At 65.1% G+C, this 17,184-nt stretch carries 17 protein-coding genes; 8 read left to right on the top strand and 9 right to left on the bottom strand.

Annotation, left to right across the window (positions count from 1 at the left end):
• Positions 1-10 precede the first annotated feature (10 nt).
• Positions 11-1,459 (top strand): cobyric acid synthase, encoded by a 1,449-nt coding sequence (locus AC628_RS11735; protein WP_074126974.1) that lies wholly within the window; start codon positions 11-13, stop codon positions 1,457-1,459.
• A 54-nt stretch (positions 1,460-1,513) separates the two neighbouring features.
• On the opposite strand, the gene cobD is transcribed toward AC628_RS11735, so the two are convergent.
• Both cobD and cbiB read right to left on the bottom strand, forming a co-directional pair.
• Entirely contained in the window at positions 1,514-2,479 is a 966-nt protein-coding gene (gene cobD / locus AC628_RS11730) for a threonine-phosphate decarboxylase CobD (RefSeq protein ID WP_074127056.1), read from the bottom strand.
• Between the two features lie 11 nt (positions 2,480-2,490).
• Positions 2,491-3,414 (bottom strand): adenosylcobinamide-phosphate synthase CbiB, encoded by a 924-nt coding sequence (cbiB, locus tag AC628_RS11725; protein WP_143201561.1) that lies wholly within the window; start codon positions 3,412-3,414, stop codon positions 2,491-2,493.
• A 169-nt stretch (positions 3,415-3,583) separates the two neighbouring features.
• Here cbiB and cobU point away from each other — a divergent pair, with 169 nt between their 5' ends.
• From cobU to AC628_RS11695, 6 genes are all read left to right on the top strand, one after another.
• Complete coding sequence (gene cobU / locus AC628_RS11720) at positions 3,584-4,087, top strand: bifunctional adenosylcobinamide kinase/adenosylcobinamide-phosphate guanylyltransferase (RefSeq protein WP_074126972.1); 504 nt, start codon at positions 3,584-3,586, stop codon at positions 4,085-4,087.
• A gap of 46 nt (positions 4,088-4,133) precedes the next feature.
• Positions 4,134-4,766: a 5,6-dimethylbenzimidazole synthase gene (gene bluB / locus AC628_RS11715; protein WP_074127055.1), complete on the top strand. Its 633-nt coding sequence runs from the start codon at positions 4,134-4,136 to the stop codon at positions 4,764-4,766.
• The gene (locus AC628_RS11710; RefSeq protein WP_074126971.1) at positions 4,744-5,088 is read left to right on the top strand and encodes a hypothetical protein; all 345 of its coding nucleotides are present in this window, start codon (positions 4,744-4,746) and stop codon (positions 5,086-5,088) included. The genes bluB and AC628_RS11710 overlap by 23 nt, the downstream gene beginning before the upstream one ends.
• Entirely contained in the window at positions 5,085-5,276 is a 192-nt protein-coding gene (locus tag AC628_RS11705; protein WP_021082128.1) for a CbtB domain-containing protein, read from the top strand. Before AC628_RS11710 ends, AC628_RS11705 begins: the two co-directional genes overlap by 4 nt.
• Before the next feature lie 10 nt (positions 5,277-5,286).
• Entirely contained in the window at positions 5,287-6,024 is a 738-nt protein-coding gene (locus AC628_RS11700) for a CbtA family protein (RefSeq protein WP_074126970.1), read from the top strand.
• A 135-nt stretch (positions 6,025-6,159) separates the two neighbouring features.
• Positions 6,160-7,206 (top strand): LacI family DNA-binding transcriptional regulator, encoded by a 1,047-nt coding sequence (locus tag AC628_RS11695; protein ID WP_074126969.1) that lies wholly within the window; start codon positions 6,160-6,162, stop codon positions 7,204-7,206.
• Positions 7,207-7,219: 13 nt separating this feature from the next.
• Here AC628_RS11695 and AC628_RS11690 read toward each other — a convergent pair whose 3' ends face one another.
• Together AC628_RS11690 and AC628_RS11685 are read right to left on the bottom strand one after the other, a co-directional pair.
• The gene (locus AC628_RS11690; RefSeq protein ID WP_074126968.1) at positions 7,220-7,630 is read right to left on the bottom strand and encodes a (R)-mandelonitrile lyase; all 411 of its coding nucleotides are present in this window, start codon (positions 7,628-7,630) and stop codon (positions 7,220-7,222) included.
• Between the two features lie 151 nt (positions 7,631-7,781).
• Positions 7,782-9,413, bottom strand: a complete 1,632-nt coding sequence (locus tag AC628_RS11685; protein WP_083632786.1) for a flavin-containing monooxygenase — start codon at positions 9,411-9,413, stop codon at positions 7,782-7,784.
• A 175-nt stretch (positions 9,414-9,588) separates the two neighbouring features.
• Between AC628_RS11685 and AC628_RS11680 the strand changes: the two genes are divergently transcribed.
• Positions 9,589-10,815 carry an ABC transporter substrate-binding protein gene (locus tag AC628_RS11680; RefSeq protein WP_074126967.1) on the top strand — a complete coding sequence of 409 codons (1,227 nt, stop codon included), beginning with the start codon at positions 9,589-9,591 and terminating at the stop codon, positions 10,813-10,815.
• A gap of 602 nt (positions 10,816-11,417) precedes the next feature.
• Here the strand turns inward: AC628_RS11680 and AC628_RS11675 are convergent.
• From AC628_RS11675 to AC628_RS11655, 5 genes are all read right to left on the bottom strand, one after another.
• On the bottom strand, positions 11,418-12,251 hold the full coding sequence (locus tag AC628_RS11675; RefSeq protein WP_074126966.1) for an inositol monophosphatase family protein: 834 nt from the start codon (positions 12,249-12,251) through the stop codon (positions 11,418-11,420).
• Between the two features lie 57 nt (positions 12,252-12,308).
• Entirely contained in the window at positions 12,309-13,499 is a 1,191-nt protein-coding gene (gene mmsB / locus AC628_RS11670) for a multiple monosaccharide ABC transporter permease (RefSeq protein WP_074126965.1), read from the bottom strand.
• Positions 13,496-15,076, bottom strand: coding sequence for a multiple monosaccharide ABC transporter ATP-binding protein (gene mmsA / locus AC628_RS11665; RefSeq protein WP_074126964.1), 1,581 nt, complete (start codon positions 15,074-15,076; stop codon positions 13,496-13,498). Before mmsA ends, mmsB begins: the two co-directional genes overlap by 4 nt.
• Before the next feature lie 57 nt (positions 15,077-15,133).
• Positions 15,134-16,201, bottom strand: a complete 1,068-nt coding sequence (chvE, locus tag AC628_RS11660) for a multiple monosaccharide ABC transporter substrate-binding protein (protein WP_074126963.1) — start codon at positions 16,199-16,201, stop codon at positions 15,134-15,136.
• A gap of 608 nt (positions 16,202-16,809) precedes the next feature.
• A partial coding sequence (locus tag AC628_RS11655) for an HAD family hydrolase (RefSeq protein WP_143201553.1) occupies positions 16,810-17,184 on the bottom strand: 375 nt, incomplete at its 5' end.

Here is a 17,184-nt window from a genome sequence, read left to right as displayed (position 1 = left end):
AGACATCGCCATGGCGCGCGCATTGATGATCCAGGGAGCCGGCTCGGACGTGGGCAAGTCGCTCATCGTCGCGGGGCTTGCGCGCGCCGCCACGCGGCGCGGCCTGCGCGTGCTGCCGTTCAAGCCGCAGAACATGTCGAACAATGCGGCCGTGACCGTCGATGGCGGCGAGATCGGGCGCGCGCAGGCGTTGCAGGCGCTCGCCGCCGGCGTCGAGCCGCATACCGACATGAACCCGGTGCTGCTGAAGCCCGAAACCGATGTCGGCGCCCAGATCATCGTGCACGGCAGGCGCATCGCGACCGCCCGCGCGCGGGAATATGCCGGCATGAAGCCACAGCTGATGGGCGCGGTGCTGGAGAGCTTTGCGCGGCTGAAAGAACGCGCCGACCTGGTGCTGGTCGAAGGCGCCGGCAGCCCGGCCGAGGTCAACTTACGCACGTCCGACATCGCCAATATGGGCTTTGCGCGCCGGGCCGACGTGCCCGTGGTGCTGGTCGGCGACATCGACCGCGGCGGCGTGATCGCGCAGCTCGTCGGCATCAAGACCGTGATCGATCCCGACGATGCCGCGATGATCCAGGGTTTCGTCATCAACAAATTCCGCGGCGATCCCTCACTGTTCGACGACGGCTACCACCTGATCGAGGACCGCACCGCCTGGCGCGGCTTCGGTGTCCTGCCGTGGTTCGCCCGCGCGGGCGAATTACCTGCGGAAGATGCGCTCGGGCTCGGCGAGACGCGCAAGCCCGGCCAGTGCAAGATCGCGTTTCTGGCGCTATCGCGGATCGCCAATTTCGACGATCTCGATCCGCTCAAGCTCGAGCCCGGCGTCGATCTGGTGATGGTGCGTCCGGGCGAAGCCATCCCCGGTGATGCCAGGCTCGTCATCCTGCCCGGCTCGAAATCGACCCGCGGCGACCTCGCCTTCCTGCGCGCGCAAGGCTGGGACATCGATCTCCTGGCGCATCATCGCCGCGGCGGCTATGTCCTCGGCTTGTGCGGCGGATACCAGATGCTCGGGCAGCGCGTCGCCGATCCCGATGGGATTGAGGGCGCTGCCGGCGAGACGCGCGGCCTCGGGCTGCTCGATGTCACCACCACCATGACCGAGCAGAAGACGCTGACCCGCGTCAGCGCGGTGCATGCCGCGACCGGTCAGCCGATCAGTGCCTATGAGATCCACATCGGGCGCACCGAAGGCCCGGATCGCGTGCGGCCGTTTTCAATGCTTGACGGCTCGCCGGAAGGCGCCAGGTCGCGTGACGGACGCGTTCACGGCAGCTATCTGCACGGCCTGTTCACCTCAGACGAATTTCGTAAGGCGTTCCTTGCGCAGCTCGACATCCCTGCGGCGGATCAGCCTTACGGCGCCAGGGTCGAAAGCGCGCTCGATGCGCTTGCCGAGCACATCGAAGCCCATCTTGATGTCGACGGCCTGCTCGCGCTGGCGCGCTAAAGCGCTTTCGAGCCAAGTGGACACCGGTTCGCGTGAAGAAAACGCGTCAGCAAATCAACGCGACAACACGGCTGAAAGCCGGGACCATTCGGCTTCATTGCCCGGCAGGCCGAGGCGCAGCCATCCCGGTTTTTGCTGGAAGACGCGCGACCAGATCCGTCCGCCGGCGAGCGTCTCCTGCGCGGCGAGCGCATCGCCGGTCTCGTAGAGCCGGAACAGCGGCGTGCCACCGACCAGCGTCCAGCCCCGCGATTGCGCCGCTGCGTCGAGCTTGACGCAGTCGTCCGCTAACCGCGCGGTCGTTGCCCTCGCCCAATCGCGATCGAGCAACGCGCGCCGCCCGATCGCAATCGCAGCCCCCGAAACCGGCCATGGCCCGGTCATTGCGGCAAGCGCGGCAATATCAGCTTCGCCGCCAACAGCGAAGCCGAGCCGCAAGCCGGCAAGCCCGTAAAACTTGCCGAATGAGCGCAGGATCACGAGCCCCGCGCGCCCTGCTTCTGCCGCAAGCGAGATGCCGGGTACGGCGTCCGCAAAACTCTCGTCGATCACGAGCCGGCCAACGCGTGGCAACAGCGCAAGCAACTCGTCCCGATCATGGCGCCTGCCATCCGGATTGTTCGGATTGACGACGACGGCAACATCAGCTCCCGCCAGCGCCGCAAGCTCGGACACCTCGGCAACGTCCCAGCCCGCCGCCGACAACACGCCGGCATACTCATTATATGTCGGCGCCAGGATGCGCGCCCGCCCGCGCGACGCCAGACTAGGCAGCAACTGAATGGCGGCCTGCGCACCGCCGATCGCCACGATCGGCGCACGGGTAGCGTAGGCCTGCCGCGCAGCGTCGTGCAGGGATTCGATTTCGGATCGCGACGGCAACGCGCCCCATTGCCGCGGCTCCACGCCGACGTCAGGATAGGGCACCCGATTGATCCCGGTCGACAGGTCGATCCAGTCTTCCGCAGTGCCGCCGTAGCGTTGCCGGGCGACATCGAGATTCCCGCCGTGCTCACGCATGCGCCGCTCCTTCACGCCAGCGCCAGGGCCACGAAGGCCGCGGCCAGCAGCATCATGGCGTAACGATAGAGTTTCAGCCCGGTGAGGACATCAGCGGCAGCCGGATCGCGCGCGCCCTCGTTCAGCCAAGGCTCGTCCGCGATGCTGCCGTGATAGATGCGCGGCCCGCTGAGCCGCACGGCGAGCGCGCCGGCCATCGCCGCTTCCGGCCATCCGGCATTGGGCGAGCGATGCCGTCGCGCATCGCGCAGCATGCATGACCACGCCTGCGAGCGGTTTGGCGCGAGCAGCACGAACAAAACACCGGTCAGCCGCGCCGGAATGAGATTGGCGAGATCGTCGATCCGCGCCGCGGCCCAGCCAAAGGCTTCGTGCCGCTCGGTGCGATGGCCGATCATGGAGTCCAGCGTATTGATCGCCTTGTAGCCAAGGATTCCCGGCAGCCCGAACAGCGCGCCCCAAAACACCGGCGCCACGATGCCGTCGGACGCATTCTCGGCAAGGCTCTCGATGGTCGCGCGCGCGATGCCGGCGTCGTCGAGCGTGGCCGGATCGCGCCCGACAATCTGCGCGACTGCTGAACGCGCGGCCGCGATGTCGCCGGACGCGAGCGGATGGGCCACCGCGGCGACATGGTCATGCAGCGAGCGCAGCGCCACCAGCGGCCATGCCAGGACACCCGCAACAACGACATGCACCCATCCCGATGCGAGCGCGGACTGAACGGCCCACCCCAGCGCCGTAGCCAGCGCGATCACCAGCACGGCCGCTGCAACACCGGCGGCGCGACGCAGCGCGGGCGGATCGGAGGCCCGGTTCCAGCTGGTATCGAGGAGATGGATCAACCGGCCGAGCCAGGTCACGGGATGGCCGACGCGGGCAAACAGCCACGCCGGCCAGCCGATCAAGGCATCCACAGCCATCGCCACCGCCATCGCTCCCGCAAATCCCACTTAACCCTCTCCTCGCCGCGATCCCCCTGATGCGCAAGACATCGAGCGAGCGCAAGCCCTCCGCGGGCGGATTTCGGCTTTGTGTTTTACCGCGATTGGTGGTTAGAGCGTTTTCGAGCGAAGCGGGTCCCGGTTCGCAGCAGGAGACCATATGACCGTCATTCTGATCACCGGCGGAGCCCGGTCCGGAAAGAGCCGGCGCGCCGAACTTCGCGCGCGCAGCTTTCCAGGTCAGCCGGTCTATGTTGCGACCGCCGAAGCGCTCGATGCTGAAATGGACGAACGGATCGCCAGGCATCGCGCACGGCGCGGCGGCGACTGGATCGAACGCGAGGTGCCGCTCGATCTGGTCGACGTGCTGTCCGAGACCGATCGCGGCGGCGCAAGGCTGGTGGATTGCCTGACGCTGTGGCTGTCCAACCTGCTGCATGCGGAGCGCGACTGGTCGCAGGAAGTGACACGCCTTGCGGATGCGTTGCCGCGCCAGCACAGCCCGGTCATCCTGGTCACCAACGAGGTCGGCCTCGGCATCGTGCCCGACAACGCACTGGCGCGGATCTTCCGCGACGCCGCGGGTCTCATGAACCAGACCATCGCCGCTGCAGCAGACGAGGTCGAGTTCGTCGTTGCAGGCCTGCCGATGAAGCTTAAGTAATGAAGCTTAAATGAACTCCGAGATCGATCCTGCCAAAGGCCCCGCGATGATCTCATTCGACGATGCGTTTCGCCGGCAACTGCACGAGCTGTTCGTGTGGCGGCGCGACGTGCGGCGCTTCCGGACCGATCCGCTGCCGGATGGGTCAATCGAGCGGCTGATCGAGATCGCCTGCCTGTCGCCGTCGGTCGGATTGAGCCAGCCCTGGCGATTCGTCATTGTCGACGATGCAGCACGGCGCCGCGCCGTGATCGACGACTTCAAGACCTGCAACGCCGAAGCGCTGCGCTCCTATTCCGGCGAGCGTGCCGCAAAATATGCCGCATTGAAATTATCTGGCCTCGAAGAGGCGCCAGGCCACCTCGCCGTCTTCGCCGAGAAGAGCGACCAGATCGGCTCCGGTCTCGGCCGTGCGACGATGCCGGAGACGTCTGAATATTCCGTGGTGGCCGCGATCTGCTCGATGTGGCTTGCCGCGCGTGCCGACGGCATTGGGCTCGGCTGGGTATCGATCCTCAATCCGGGCCGTGTGCGTGAGATCCTGGAGATACCGGACGGCTGGAAATTTATCGGCTACCTCTGCATCGGCTACCCCCAGGCAGAGTGTGACCGTCCCGAGCTCGAGCAAGCCAAGTGGGAATCGCGGCGAGGTCCCGGTGAATTCACCATCCGGCGCTGACGAATCTCCGACCGGCAGCGGCGCCGCAAACAGCGCCGCCCACTGGCGCGCCGACATCGCCTCCCTGGCGTTTCCCGTCCCGGAGCACGGTGCGATCTGCGCAGTGCATCGGGGTGCGTTTCGGACTCTGCTTGGCGCAGAGCCGGTACCGGAGGCCTGCATCGGCTATTACGAGCGCCATACAGGCGCATTCAGGGCCGCGGCCCACGCCAAGATCCTGCGCAAGCGCATCCCCGTTGGAACAAATCTGCATCTTACCAGTCGCGACATCGCCCGAAAGCTGTTAGAAGCCGACCAAATCGAACGTGGAGAACGATCATGAGCCAGTCCCAGACCGCGCAAGCCCAGCATCTGCCGGTTGCCACCCGACAGGTCGGCCGGCTTGCCCAGTCGCTGATGGCGATGACGCTCGGCCTGTTCATCGTCGGCGTGGTCGGCTTCTCGCACATCGACGTGATCCACAACGCGGCGCACGATGTGCGCCACTCCAACGCATTCCCCTGCCACTGACCTCGTCGGCATGAGCACGTTTCGCTCGATCGTCTTCTCGTCGGTCATCGCCGGTTTCATCGTCGGCCTGATCGTCACCGCGGTCCAGCAGTTCGGCACCGTTCCCCTGATCCTCAGGGCCGAGGTCTATGAGAAGGCGGCCGAGCACAAGCACGAAGCTTCAGCGCAGCCGCAGGCCATCCTCGTCCACGATCATGCCGATCATGATCACGGCGCCGAGGCCTGGGAGCCGAAGGACGGGCTGGAGCGCAACCTCTATACGGCGGGCGCGAACATCCTGACCGCGATCGGCTTTGCGCTTCTGCTCTGCGGCTTCCTCGCGGTCCGCAGCGGCGCGACCGGCGAGCCGATCTCGTGGCACCAAGGCCTGATGTGGGGCCTCGCAGGCTTTGCCGTCTTCACCATCGCCCCCGGCCTCGGGCTGCCGCCTGAATTGCCGGGCGTGCCCACCGCTCCACTGCTCTCGCGTCAGATCTGGTGGACGATCGCGGTGCTGGCGACAGCAGCGGGCCTCGGGCTGATCGTGTTCCGCCGCTCGATGCCGGCTGCGATCGCCGGCGTGGTCCTGATCATGCTGCCGCATCTGATCGGCGCGCCCGAGCTCGAGCATGTCGAGACCAACGTGCCGTCGTCATTGTCGCATCAGTTCGTGGTCGCGGTCACGCTCACCAGCCTGGTGTTCTGGTCACTGCTCGGCAGCCTGACCAGCGCCGCGTTCGCCTATTTCGACCGGCCCGCGTCGGCCTGACGCCACGATCGTAGCGGCAGGAATCATTTGAGATTCGTGGCGGAGCCTGATTAGGTTCGGTCATGCCGTCCGCTCCGCGCCGCAACTGGCGCACCTGACGACGGCAACGCCCGAACCGACAGGACGCGACCACGAATGACAAAGGCGCGACGGACACGACCGACGATTCGTGACGTCGCGGCGGAGGCCGGCGTGTCGGTCTCAAGCGTCAGCCGCACGCTCAACGGCGGCATCTATACCAGCGCGGAACTGCATGCCCGCATCATGCGCGCGGTGAAGCGCCTCGGCTTCGAGCCGGACCAGGCGGCGCAGGCGCTGCGCTCGCGGGCCTCCAACACGATCGGCTGCATGGTGGCCGACTTCTCCAATCCACACTACACCGGCATGGTGAGCGCGGCGGAGGAGGAATTCCAGCGCGCCGGTTTCCTCCTGATGCTGGCCGCGACCAAGCACGAGGAGGCGCGCGAAGCGGCGTTCCTGTCGGCTGTGCGGCGGCGCCAGATGGATGGCTTGCTGCTGTTCGCCGGCGACAATTCGCACAAGGATTTCATGAAGGGGCTGGCGACGCTCGACCTGCCCTGCGTCACCGTCGACCGCGATGTGCCAGGCAGTGTCCCGGTTCGCGTCGACCACCGCGGCGGCGCGCTGGAGGCGACGCGCTATCTGATCGGCCTCGGCCATCGCCGGATTGCGTTGCTCACGGGCAGCGCCGCGGTGCTGCCGAGCTCGGAACGGCTCGCGGGCTACCGGCAGGCACATCAAGAAGCAAAGATCGAGGTCGATCCAGCCCTGATCCGCCCGCATATGCAGGGCGCCAACACCGCCTTCAGCTCGGTGTGCCAACTCTTGCAAATGACAAAACCGCCGACCGCGATCATCTCGCTCGGCACCAGCATGCTGGCCGAGGTGCTCGAGGCGATCACCAGCAACGGCCTGCGCTATCCGCAGGACGTCTCGATCGTGTGCAGCGGCGACACCGACCTCGCCCGCCATGCGACGCCCGCGATCTCGGCCTTGAGCTGGGACATGAACGAGGTCGGCCGCACCGCCGCGCGGCTGTTGCTGGAGCGGATCCGCGACGACGACAAGCCCGCCAGCAACGCGCCGGTGTTCCTGCCGACGCGCCTGATCCTGCGTCACTCCTGCGCCGCGCCGGCGACGCCCGCGCGGGGTCGAAAGTAGCGTCGCGCGCCGATCAATCCGCCTGCGGCGCCGCCGCGTATTGCGCGTCGGAGACGTGCTCCATCCAGGTCGCATAGTCGCCGTCGAGCGCTTCGTGGATCGCGATGTGGCTCATGCCCGTGGTTGGCGCGGCACCGTGCCAATGTTTCTCGCCCGGCGGAATCCACACCACATCGCCCGGACGGATCACGCGGATCGGACCGTCCCAGCTCTGCACATACCCCGCGCCGGCGGTGACGTAGAGCGTCTGGCCGAGCGGATGGGTGTGCCAGGCCGTGCGCGCCCGCGGCTCGAACGTGACCCGCGCGGCCTGTACCCGCGCCGGTGCGGGTGCGTTGACGATCGAGTCCGCCCAGACGGTGCCGCTGAACCATTCGGCGTTGCCGCGGCGACTCGGGACCGTTCCTGCACGCTTGATGTCCATCTTCTGTCCTCCAACTCTTCCAATCTGGAAACGGTTCCAATTCTATCCGTCATTGCGAGCGAAGCGAAGCAATCCATCCCTCCGCCCACACGGAGCGATGGATTGCTTCGTCGCTTCGCTCCTCGCAATGACGGAGAGCAAAGCGCCAGCTTCAGCGCAACTCAAATCCCTCGTACCCGCGCTGCGCGATCTGCGCGATGCGGTGGCGATAGCCCTGGCCGACATAGGGCATGAACACCCGCGGCTTGCCGGCGATGTTGGCGCCCTGGTACCAGGAATTGGCCTTCGGATAGAGCGTGCGGCTGGCAGCATCCGCGACATGCGCCATCCAGGCGCGCTCGGCATCGCGATCCGGCTCGATCCGCGTCTGTCCCTTGGCGCGCATGCTGCCGAGGCAGGCCGTGATCCACTCGACATGGTTCTCGCAGGCGTGGATCACGTTGCCGATGACGGACGGGCTGCCCGGCCCGGTCACGACGAACAGGTTCGGAAAGCCCGACACCATCAGGCCGAGATAGGCGCTCGGCCCATCGGCCCAGGCCTCGTTCAAGGTCGCACCGTCGCGGCCGCGGATTTGCATCGCGGCGAGCGCTCCGGTCATCGCATCATAGCCGGTCGCCAGCACCAGCGCATCGAGCGCGAAGGAGCGCGTCGCGGTCTCGAGGCCGGTCGCGGTGACCGCCGTCAGCGGTTCTGTGCGCAGATCGACCAGCTCGACATGCGGCAGATTGTAGGTCGCAAAATAACCGGTATCGATGCAGATGCGCTTGACGCCGAGCGGATAATCCTTCGGCGACAGCGCCTCCGCCGTCGCCGCGTCGTTGACGATGCCGCGGATCTTGTCCCGCACGAAGTCGCAGGCGACGTCGTTGACGCCCTCATCGGTCAGGATGTTCGGGAACGCGGTCAGGATGCCGCCGCCGCCCTGCTCCCATAGCTGTTCATAGCGCGCCCATTGCACGTCCCGGTCGGGCACCGCGGCGTCGAATGCGTTGGCGGGCACCCGCCCGAATTCCGGCGTCTCGAGGCTTTCGCGATATTTCGCGATCAACGGCTCGGCGGCCGCGATATCGCTGTCGGACAGTGGCGCGTTGCGTGCAGGCACCGAGTAGTTCGGCGTGCGCTGGAAGACGGTCAGGCGGCTTGCCGCCTTGGCGACCATCGGGATCGTCTGCACGCCCGACGAGCCAGTGCCGATCACCGCGACACGCAAGCCCGAAAAGTCGACCTGTTCATGCGGCCACTGCCCGGTGTGATAGACCGGCCCGCGAAATCGCTCCAGCCCCGGCAGCTTCGGCTTGTTGGGCACGGAGAGATTGCCGGTCGCCATCACGCAAGTTGATGCGACGATGCAATCGCCGCGATCGGTGCGCACCGTCCAGCTCTCGCCGGCCTCGTCCCAGTCGGCGCTGGTCACGCGCGTATCGAAGCGGATCAGGGAGCGCAGCTCAAACCGGTCGACGACATGCTGCGCATAGCGCAGGATCTCCGGCTGCGCGGCGTATTTCTCGCTCCAGCGCCATTCCTGCCGCAGCTCCTCCGACCAGGTATAGGAATAGAACAGGCTCGGTATGTCGCAGCGTGCGCCGGGATAGCGATTCCAGTACCAGGTACCGCCGACATCGGACGCCGCCTCGATGCCGATCACCTTCAGCCCGAGCTCGCGCAGCCGGTAGATCGCATACAGCCCGCCGAAGCCGGCCCCCACCACGACGGCATCGCATTCGGCGACCAAAGGCGGCCGCGCGCCATGGTCCGGGCTCGTCTGCTCCAGTCTGCTCATTTGTCACATCTCTCCGGCCGCAGGGAATATTGCCATCGGTGGGAACACGCGCTAGTCTGGAAACGTTTCCAGATCGGAAGCGCATACGATAATTGTTGCCGGGCGTCAACGCGCGGGCCCTCAGGTCCGCGCACGTCACAAGGCGATCAGCGAATAATCAGGGAGTGAACGAGGGATGTTGGACGGATTTTGTCTTCGCGCGTGGCTTGCGGTCGCAGCGACGCTCGGTGCGCTGTCGCCGGCGCTCGCGCAGAAGAACTACGGCCCGGGGGTCTCGGATGCCGAGATCAAGATCGGCAATATCATGCCCTATAGCGGCCCTGCTTCCGCCTACGGCGCGATCGGCCGGACCGAAGCGGCCTATTTCAGGATGATCAACGACCAGGGCGGCATCAATGGGCGCAAGGTCAATTTCATCAGCTATGACGACGGCTTCTCGCCGCCGAAATCGGTCGAGCAGGCACGCAAGCTGGTCGAAGGCGACGAGGTGCTGCTGGTGTTCCAGCCGCTCGGCACCGCGCCGAATGTCGCGATCCAGAAATATCTGAACGGCAAGAAGGTCCCCCACCTCTTCATCGCATCGGGCGCGACGCGCTTCGGCGATCCCCAGGCCTTTCCGTGGACGATGGGCTGGCAGCCCAACTACCAGAGCGAAGGGCGGATCTACGCCAAATACATCCTCGACAAATTTCCGAACGGCAAGATCGCCGTGCTCTGGCAGAACGACGATGCCGGCAAGGATGCGCTCAAGGGACTGCGCGACGGCCTCGGCGACAAGGCCAGCAGCATGATCGTCGCCGACAAGTCCTACGAGCTGACGGATCCGACGCTGGATTCGCAGATCGTGGCGCTGCGCGCCTCGGGCGCCGACATCCTGTTCACCTGGGCTGCCCCGAAGGGCGCGGCGCAGACCATCAAGAAGGTCGCCGAGCTCGGCTGGAAGCCGACCTTCTTCCTGACCTCGACCGCAACCTCGGTCGCTTCGGTGATGCGCGCCGCGGGCGTCGAAAACTCGCAAGGCATCATCTCGGTCGCCTACCTCAAGGATCCGACCGACAAGATCTGGAACAATGATGCCGAGACCAGCGAATGGCGGGCGTTCATGGACAAATACATGCCCGACGGCGACAAGACCAACGGCAATCACGTCTATGGCTACGCGGCCGCGCAGACCCTCGCGCAGGTGCTCAAGCAGTGCGGCAACGACCTGACGCGCGAGAACGTGATGAAGCAGGCCGCCAGCCTGAAGGACTTTGCGCCGAAGATGATCCTGCCCGGGATCAGGATCAACACCAGCGCGACCGACTTCCGTCCGATCGAGCAGTCGCAGCTGATGCGGTTCGAAGGCGAGAGCTGGACGCTGTTCAGCAAAGTCATCACCGGCGAGGTCGGCAGCGAATAGCGCTTCCGTGCGTCATGCCCGGGCCTCCGGGCATGACGCTCGCGATCGTGCCCCAGTCAGCCAGGCATGTCGCGAGAATGTAGAGCTGCGGCCCACCGCCCCGCGCAACACACTCGGTGTCGTCCCTGCGAACGCAGGAACCCATAACCACCAATGCAGGTTGTTGCGCAGCGGCGGAACGACGAGTCGCGTTCACAATCTCCGCCGCGGAGTATGGGTCCCTGCTTTCGCAGGGACGACGCGCAGAGGGGACCTTGTCCCACCCACACCTTTCATCGCCGGCTTGATGTGCGGACCAGGCGATCCAGTACGCCGCGGCCTCTCGGCTCAAGCACAGGCGCCTCTTGAATAATGGATCACCCGCCTTCGCGTGGGTGATGACACCGCGTGTTTGTCATTTTGAATCGAGAACCATCCTCATCGTCGTCCTGGCGAAAGCCAGGACCCATTACGCCAGTTGCCAATTGTTGCACGACGCTGGGGCGACGATCCCACAACTTGCTTCGGTGGTTATGGGTCCCTGCTTTCGCAGAGACCACGCGTGGAAAGCGTCGTTACGCGGGTGATGACACCGAGCAAGCTGTTTGACAGTTGCGACAGAATTACTCGGTCCGCGTCAGGATCGCCTGCTGTGCTGCGTGCCAGCTCTCCTCGTCCGGCGCGCAGAGCAGGCCGCCGGTCAGATTGACCGGCTTGTAGGGTGATCCGTCGAAATGCGCGCTGTAGCCGCCGGCCTCGCGATGCAAGAGCCAGCCCGCGGCATGATCCCACGGCATCAGCTTGTTGTAGAACAGGAGATGGCAATGGCCGGATGCCGCCATGCGATACTCATGCGCGGCGCATCTGAGCCAGGCGCTGACGCCAAGCTTGGACAGGTTGCCGGCAACGATTGGGCGCAGCGCCTCGGGCAGGAAATTGACGCCGATCACCGCGTCCATCTGATGGACCGGCACCGCCGCGGCCACCTTCAGGTCATGCCGCCGGCCATCAGGCATTTCGAGCCAGGCGCCCTCACCGCGCAGCGCGAACGCGGTGTCGTTGCAGACGGGATCATGGATCGCGCCGAACACGATCTCGCCGCGCATCGTGGCGGCCACCATGGTGCCGAACAGCGGCAGGCTCGAGGTGAAGTTCCGCGTGCCGTCGATCGGATCGATGATGAAGGCGAGCTCCGCGGATCCGACCTGATCGAGCGCGGCCGGATCGCGCGATGTCGCTTCCTCGCCGATCACGGCCGCATTCGGAAACGCCCTGAGCAGCGCCGCCGAGATCGCCTGCTCGGCCAGCTCATCGGCTTCGGTGACGACGTCGAATGCCGATGTCTTGGTGCGGACCTCGATCTCACGGACGCGGCGAAACCGCGGCATGATCTCGGCGCGGCCGACCTCAGTGAGGATGTTTCCGATGGTCAGCGCATCGGCATGGGACAGTTTCACGCGGCATTCTCCTGCGTTGCGCAGGCATCATATCGTGAAGTCATGACCGCGCGGCAATCACCGGCGCTGGTTGTAGACATCGATGCAGACGGCGCCGAGCAGGACGAGGCCCTTGATCACCTGCTGATAATCGATGCCGATACCGAGGATCGACATGCCGTTGTTCATCACGCCCATGATCATGGCGCCAACCACCGCGCCGCCGACCCGGCCGACGCCGCCATAGGCCGAGGCGCCGCCGATGAAGCAAGCGGCGATCACGTCGAGCTCGAAGCCGAGGCCCGCCTTCGGCGTTGCGGTGTTGAGCCGCGCGGCGAACACCAGCCCGGCGAGCGCGGCCAGCACGCCCATGTTGACGAAGGTGAAGAAGGTCAGCCGCTCGGTCTTGACACCCGACAGCTTCGCGGCCTTGGCATTGCCGCCGACCGCATAGATCTGCCGGCCGATCACGGTCCGCCGCGTGACAAAGCCATAGGCCGCGATCAGCACCGTCATGATGACGAGCACGTTCGGCAGGCCGCGATGCGAGGCGATCAGATAGGTGAAATAGAGCACGGCGCCCGCCAGCGCGATGCTCTTGGCGATGAAGAACGCGTAGGGCTCGACCTCGATGCCATGCGACTGCTCACGCGCCCGGCTCTTGGCGCTCGCCAGCACCAGCGCGAACGCCAGCACGACGCCGATCAGCAGCGAGGTCGGATACAGCGTGCCGGCGCTCGGGAACAGTTCGGGGATGAAGCCCGACGACAGCTTCTGGAAGGTCGGCGGAAACGGCCCGACCGACCGGCCCTGCAGCACCGCGAGCGCAAGGCCCTTGAACACCAGCATGCCCGCCAAGGTCACGATGAAGGACGGTATCTTGAAATAGGCGACCCAGTAGCCCTGCGCCGCGCCGATCGCGGCGCCGATCAAAAGACAGGTAATGAAGGCGATCGGGTAGTCGACATGGTAGGTCACCATCAGCACCGCCGCGACCGCGCCGACGAACCCCGCGACCGAGCCGACCGACAGGTCGATATGCCCGGTGACGATCACCAGCAGCATGCCGAGCGCCATGATCACGATGTAGCTGTTCTGCAGCACGAGGTTGGTGAGATTGACCGGCTGCAACAGCGTGCCATCGGTCACGATCTCGAAGAACAGCATGATCGCGAGCAGCGACAGCAGCATGCCGTAGTTGCGCAGATTGTTCTTGATGAAGCCGGAATGCTTGGGGGCCTCAGGAAGTGACACTGTCTTGTCGGTCATTGTGCTCCGCCTCCCGCCCGCGCCTCGCCGGCAGGGACGCCGCTTCCGGACATCCTGACATTGCGCATGATGGCGCGCATGATCTTCTCCTGCGTCGCATCGTCCCTGGCGAACTCGCCGACGAAGGCGCCGTCATTCATCACGCAGATCCGGTCGCAGATGCCTAGCAATTCCGGCATCTCCGACGAGATCACCACGACGCCCTTGCCGGCCGCCGCGAGCTCGTTGATGATACAATAAATCTCGTATTTTGCCCCGACGTCGATGCCGCGGGTCGGTTCATCCAGCAGCAGCACCTGCGGATCGGTCATCAGCCATTTCGACAGCACCACCTTCTGCTGGTTGCCGCCCGAGAGCTGCCCGGCCTCCTGATAGACATCGGAACAGCGGATCCGCATCCGGTTGCGATAATCGCTCGCCGCCTTCAGCTCGACGACATCGTCGATCACGCCGCGATCGGCGACCTGGCGAAGGCTCGCCAGCGTCACGTTCTTGCGGACGTCGTCGACGAGGATCAACCCGAGCTGCTTACGGTCCTCGGTGACATAGGCGAGGCCGGCGTGGATCGCAGCCGGCACACTGGCAAGGCTCGCCTCGCGTCCGTCAAGGCTGACCTTGCCGGTGATGTTGTAGCCCCATGCCCTGCCGAACAGGCTCATGGCGAACTCGGTGCGGCCGGCGCCCATCAGGCCGGCGATACCGACCACCTCGCCGCGCCGCACCTTGAAGTCGACGTTCTTGATCACCTGCCGGGCGGTGTGCAGCGGGTGATACACCGACCAGTTCTCCACATTCATCACGGGATCGCCGATCGCGACGTTTCGTTCCGGGAAGCGATGCGCGAGATCGCGGTTGACCATGCTACGAATGATCCGGTCCTCGTCGACCGCTTCGGTCCGGCAATCGATGCTGTCGACGGTGCGGCCGTCGCGCAGCACCGTGATGCGGTCGGCGACACGTGCGACTTCGTTCAGCTTGTGCGATATCAGGATCGAGGCGATGCCCTGCTCGCGGAAAGCCAGCAGCCGGTCGAGCAGCGCGGCGCTGTCGGCCTCGTTGAGGCTCGCGGTCGGCTCGTCGAGGATCAGAAGGCGCACCTGCTTCGACAGCGCCTTCGCGATCTCGACCAGCTGCTGCTTGCCGACGCCGAGATCGGTGACCAGGGTGTCCGGCGATTCCCGCAGGCCGACTTGCGCCAGCAACTCCGCGGTCCGCCGGTACACCGCGTTGCGGTCGATCACCCCGTACCGCGACGGCGCGCGCGAGAGAAAAATATTCTCGGCGATCGACATCAGCGGGATCAGCGCCAGTTCCTGGTGGATGATGATGATCCCCAGCGCCTCGGAATCGTTGATATCGCGGAACCGGCGCTCCGCGCCGTCGAACAGGATCGACCCCTCATAGCTGCCGGCGGGGTAGACCCCGCTCAGCACCTTCATCAGGGTCGACTTGCCGGCACCGTTCTCGCCGACCAGAGCGTGAATCTGGCCGGCTTCCACGGACAAGCTGACGTCGCGCAACGCCTGCACGCCGGCAAAGCTCTTGCTGACGCCGCGCATCTCAAGCATTGCCGTCATCGGATCATGTCTCGCAGCGTCGATCGGCCTCGGCGGGGGGCGTCCGGCTCACCCGCCTTAGTCGAATTGCGAGCGCTTATAGTAGCTGCTGTCAATCAGGACTTTCTCCCAATTGGTCTTGTCCACCACCACCGGCTTGAGCAGATAGGACGGAACCACCTTGACCCCGTTGTTGTAGGTCTTGGTGTCGTTGACGCTGACCTCCTTCTTGCTCAGCACGGCATCGACCATGTCGGCGGTGACCTTGGCGAGATCGCGGGTGTCCTTGAAGATGGTCGAGTATTGCTCGCCGCGCAGCATCGCCTTGATCGACGGCACCTCGGCATCCTGGCCGCTGATGTAGGGCATCGGCTGGTCCTTGCTGCCGTAGCCGACCCCCTTCAGGGAGGAGATGATGCCGATCGACAGACCATCATAGGGCGACAGCACCGCATCGACCCGCTTCTTGCCGTAGAAGGCGCTGAGCAGATTGTCCATCCGCGCCTGCGCGGTGGCGCCGTCCCAGCGCAGGGTCGCGACCTTGTCCATGCCCATCTGGCCGCTGGCCACCACCAGTTTGCCGCTGTCGATGTACGGCTTCAGCACCGACATCGCGCCGTCGTAGAAGAAATAGGCGTTGTTGTCGTCGGGCGAGCCGCCGAACAGCTCGATGTTGAAAGGCCCCTTGCCGTCCTTCAGGCCGAGCGCATTCACGATCGAACTCGCCTGCAGAACACCGACCTGGAAATTGTCGAAGGTCGCGTAGTAGTCGACATTCGGTGTATCCCGGATCAGGCGGTCATAGGCGATGACCGTGATGCCTTGCGCCTTGGCCTGCTTCAGCGCGTCGGACAGCGTGGTGCCGTCGATCGCCGCGATGACCAGCACCTTGGAGCCCTTGGTCACCATGTTCTCGACCTGGGAGAGCTGGTTCGGGATGTCGTCGTCGGCATATTGCAGGTCGGTGCCGTAGCCGCGCTCCTTCAGCACCTTGACCATGTTGTTGCCGTCGTCGATCCAGCGTGCCGAGGATTTGGTCGGCATCGCGATGCCGATCGTCGGCTTGCTCTGCGCGAGCGCATCCGGTGCGGCCGCGGTGAGACCTGCCAACGCCAGTGCAATCAACGAGACCTTCAATCTGAACATGCGTCACTCCCTTGGTTTTTTGAGTTGGCTACCGTTGCATTGGTCGGCATCAATCGACCGCCATCATTCGTTGGATGGTCGCAAATCTACGGCGACCGCGGATCGGCGCCGGGGCCGTCACGAACCGAAATCACGCAAATGTCGATTAGACTCGTCAACAGCGCCATGCTCGCTCCGCACGATCAACCATATCGATCCTGCAATGCCGAGGTTACCCGCAAGTCATGCCGTAGGACGAATGAGCCGTAGCAATGACGTGGAGGATCATCAGGCGCTGTCTCCCGGAATTGTTGGCAAGCGCCAGCATCCCCCATAACCTTTGGTGGCTTTGCACGGCCTCTGGCAACCTTTGGTAGACCGTGCCCTCGCCGTTCTCCGGATGCAAGCACCATTTATTAAATCACCAGAATAAATTTATCGGAGACACGGAGGGTCACGAGGCGCAATCTCCCGAAATTGTTGGCAGTCACCACCTCCCGCCAGAATTTCCGGCGGGCTGGCGCTGTTCTGGCCGAAGATGCCCCTACTGCGCTATGGAAGCAAGCGCGATTTATTTAATCTACCGAAGAAATTATTCGGAACAGCCGGCCCGGCGGGAGCTGCAGCCTTTAGTCGTCGATCTCTGAGAGATCATCGACAACCAGAAGCGCCTCGGCGAAATCATCATCGCTGAAATAGGTGCTGCGGGTGATGACCACGGGGATGCCGGCCCGCGCGGCGGCGGCGAGGCCGTTGCCGGAATCCTCCACCGCGATGCAATCCGCCGGTCCGAGCCCGAGCCGCGCCAGGACCTCGAGATAGACGTCCGGAGCCGGCTTCTTCCGTGGCACGTCGTCGCCGGCGACGATCGCCTCGAACAGATCGGCCCAGCCCAACCCCAGCGCAACCGACAGCAGCGCATCGATATTGCCATGCGAGGTCGTGGTGGCGATCGCCAGCCGTTGGCCGCGGCGGCGCGCACCGGCGAGCCAGGCCCTCACGCC

Origin of the sequence: Bradyrhizobium sp. NAS96.2 (genome assembly GCF_001908235.1) — a bacterium.
Classification (GTDB): domain Bacteria; phylum Pseudomonadota; class Alphaproteobacteria; order Rhizobiales; family Xanthobacteraceae; genus Bradyrhizobium.
Note: the sequence above shows the minus strand (reverse complement) of the source record. Positions and strands in the feature narration are given on the sequence as shown.

What these genes read in the sequence shown, in the direction of transcription:
- mmsA (WP_074126964.1), bottom strand. Translation starts at nt 15,076, where the DNA reads ATGACGGCAATGCTTGAGATGCGCGGCGTCAGCAAGAGCTTTGCCGGC.
- cobU (WP_074126972.1), top strand. Translation starts at nt 3,584, where the DNA reads ATGACCGTCATTCTGATCACCGGCGGAGCCCGGTCCGGAAAGAGCCGG.
- bluB (WP_074127055.1), top strand. Translation starts at nt 4,134, where the DNA reads ATGATCTCATTCGACGATGCGTTTCGCCGGCAACTGCACGAGCTGTTC.
- AC628_RS11735 (WP_074126974.1), top strand. Translation starts at nt 11, where the DNA reads ATGGCGCGCGCATTGATGATCCAGGGAGCCGGCTCGGACGTGGGCAAG.
- chvE (WP_074126963.1), bottom strand. Translation starts at nt 16,201, where the DNA reads ATGTTCAGATTGAAGGTCTCGTTGATTGCACTGGCGTTGGCAGGTCTC.
- cobD (WP_074127056.1), bottom strand. Translation starts at nt 2,479, where the DNA reads ATGCGTGAGCACGGCGGGAATCTCGATGTCGCCCGGCAACGCTACGGC.
- cbiB (WP_143201561.1), bottom strand. Translation starts at nt 3,414, where the DNA reads ATGGCGGTGGCGATGGCTGTGGATGCCTTGATCGGCTGGCCGGCGTGG.
- AC628_RS11705 (WP_021082128.1), top strand. Translation starts at nt 5,085, where the DNA reads ATGAGCCAGTCCCAGACCGCGCAAGCCCAGCATCTGCCGGTTGCCACC.
- AC628_RS11685 (WP_083632786.1), bottom strand. Translation starts at nt 9,413, where the DNA reads ATGAGCAGACTGGAGCAGACGAGCCCGGACCATGGCGCGCGGCCGCCT.
- AC628_RS11680 (WP_074126967.1), top strand. Translation starts at nt 9,589, where the DNA reads ATGTTGGACGGATTTTGTCTTCGCGCGTGGCTTGCGGTCGCAGCGACG.
- AC628_RS11690 (WP_074126968.1), bottom strand. Translation starts at nt 7,630, where the DNA reads ATGGACATCAAGCGTGCAGGAACGGTCCCGAGTCGCCGCGGCAACGCC.
- AC628_RS11700 (WP_074126970.1), top strand. Translation starts at nt 5,287, where the DNA reads ATGAGCACGTTTCGCTCGATCGTCTTCTCGTCGGTCATCGCCGGTTTC.
- mmsB (WP_074126965.1), bottom strand. Translation starts at nt 13,499, where the DNA reads ATGACCGACAAGACAGTGTCACTTCCTGAGGCCCCCAAGCATTCCGGC.
- AC628_RS11695 (WP_074126969.1), top strand. Translation starts at nt 6,160, where the DNA reads ATGACAAAGGCGCGACGGACACGACCGACGATTCGTGACGTCGCGGCG.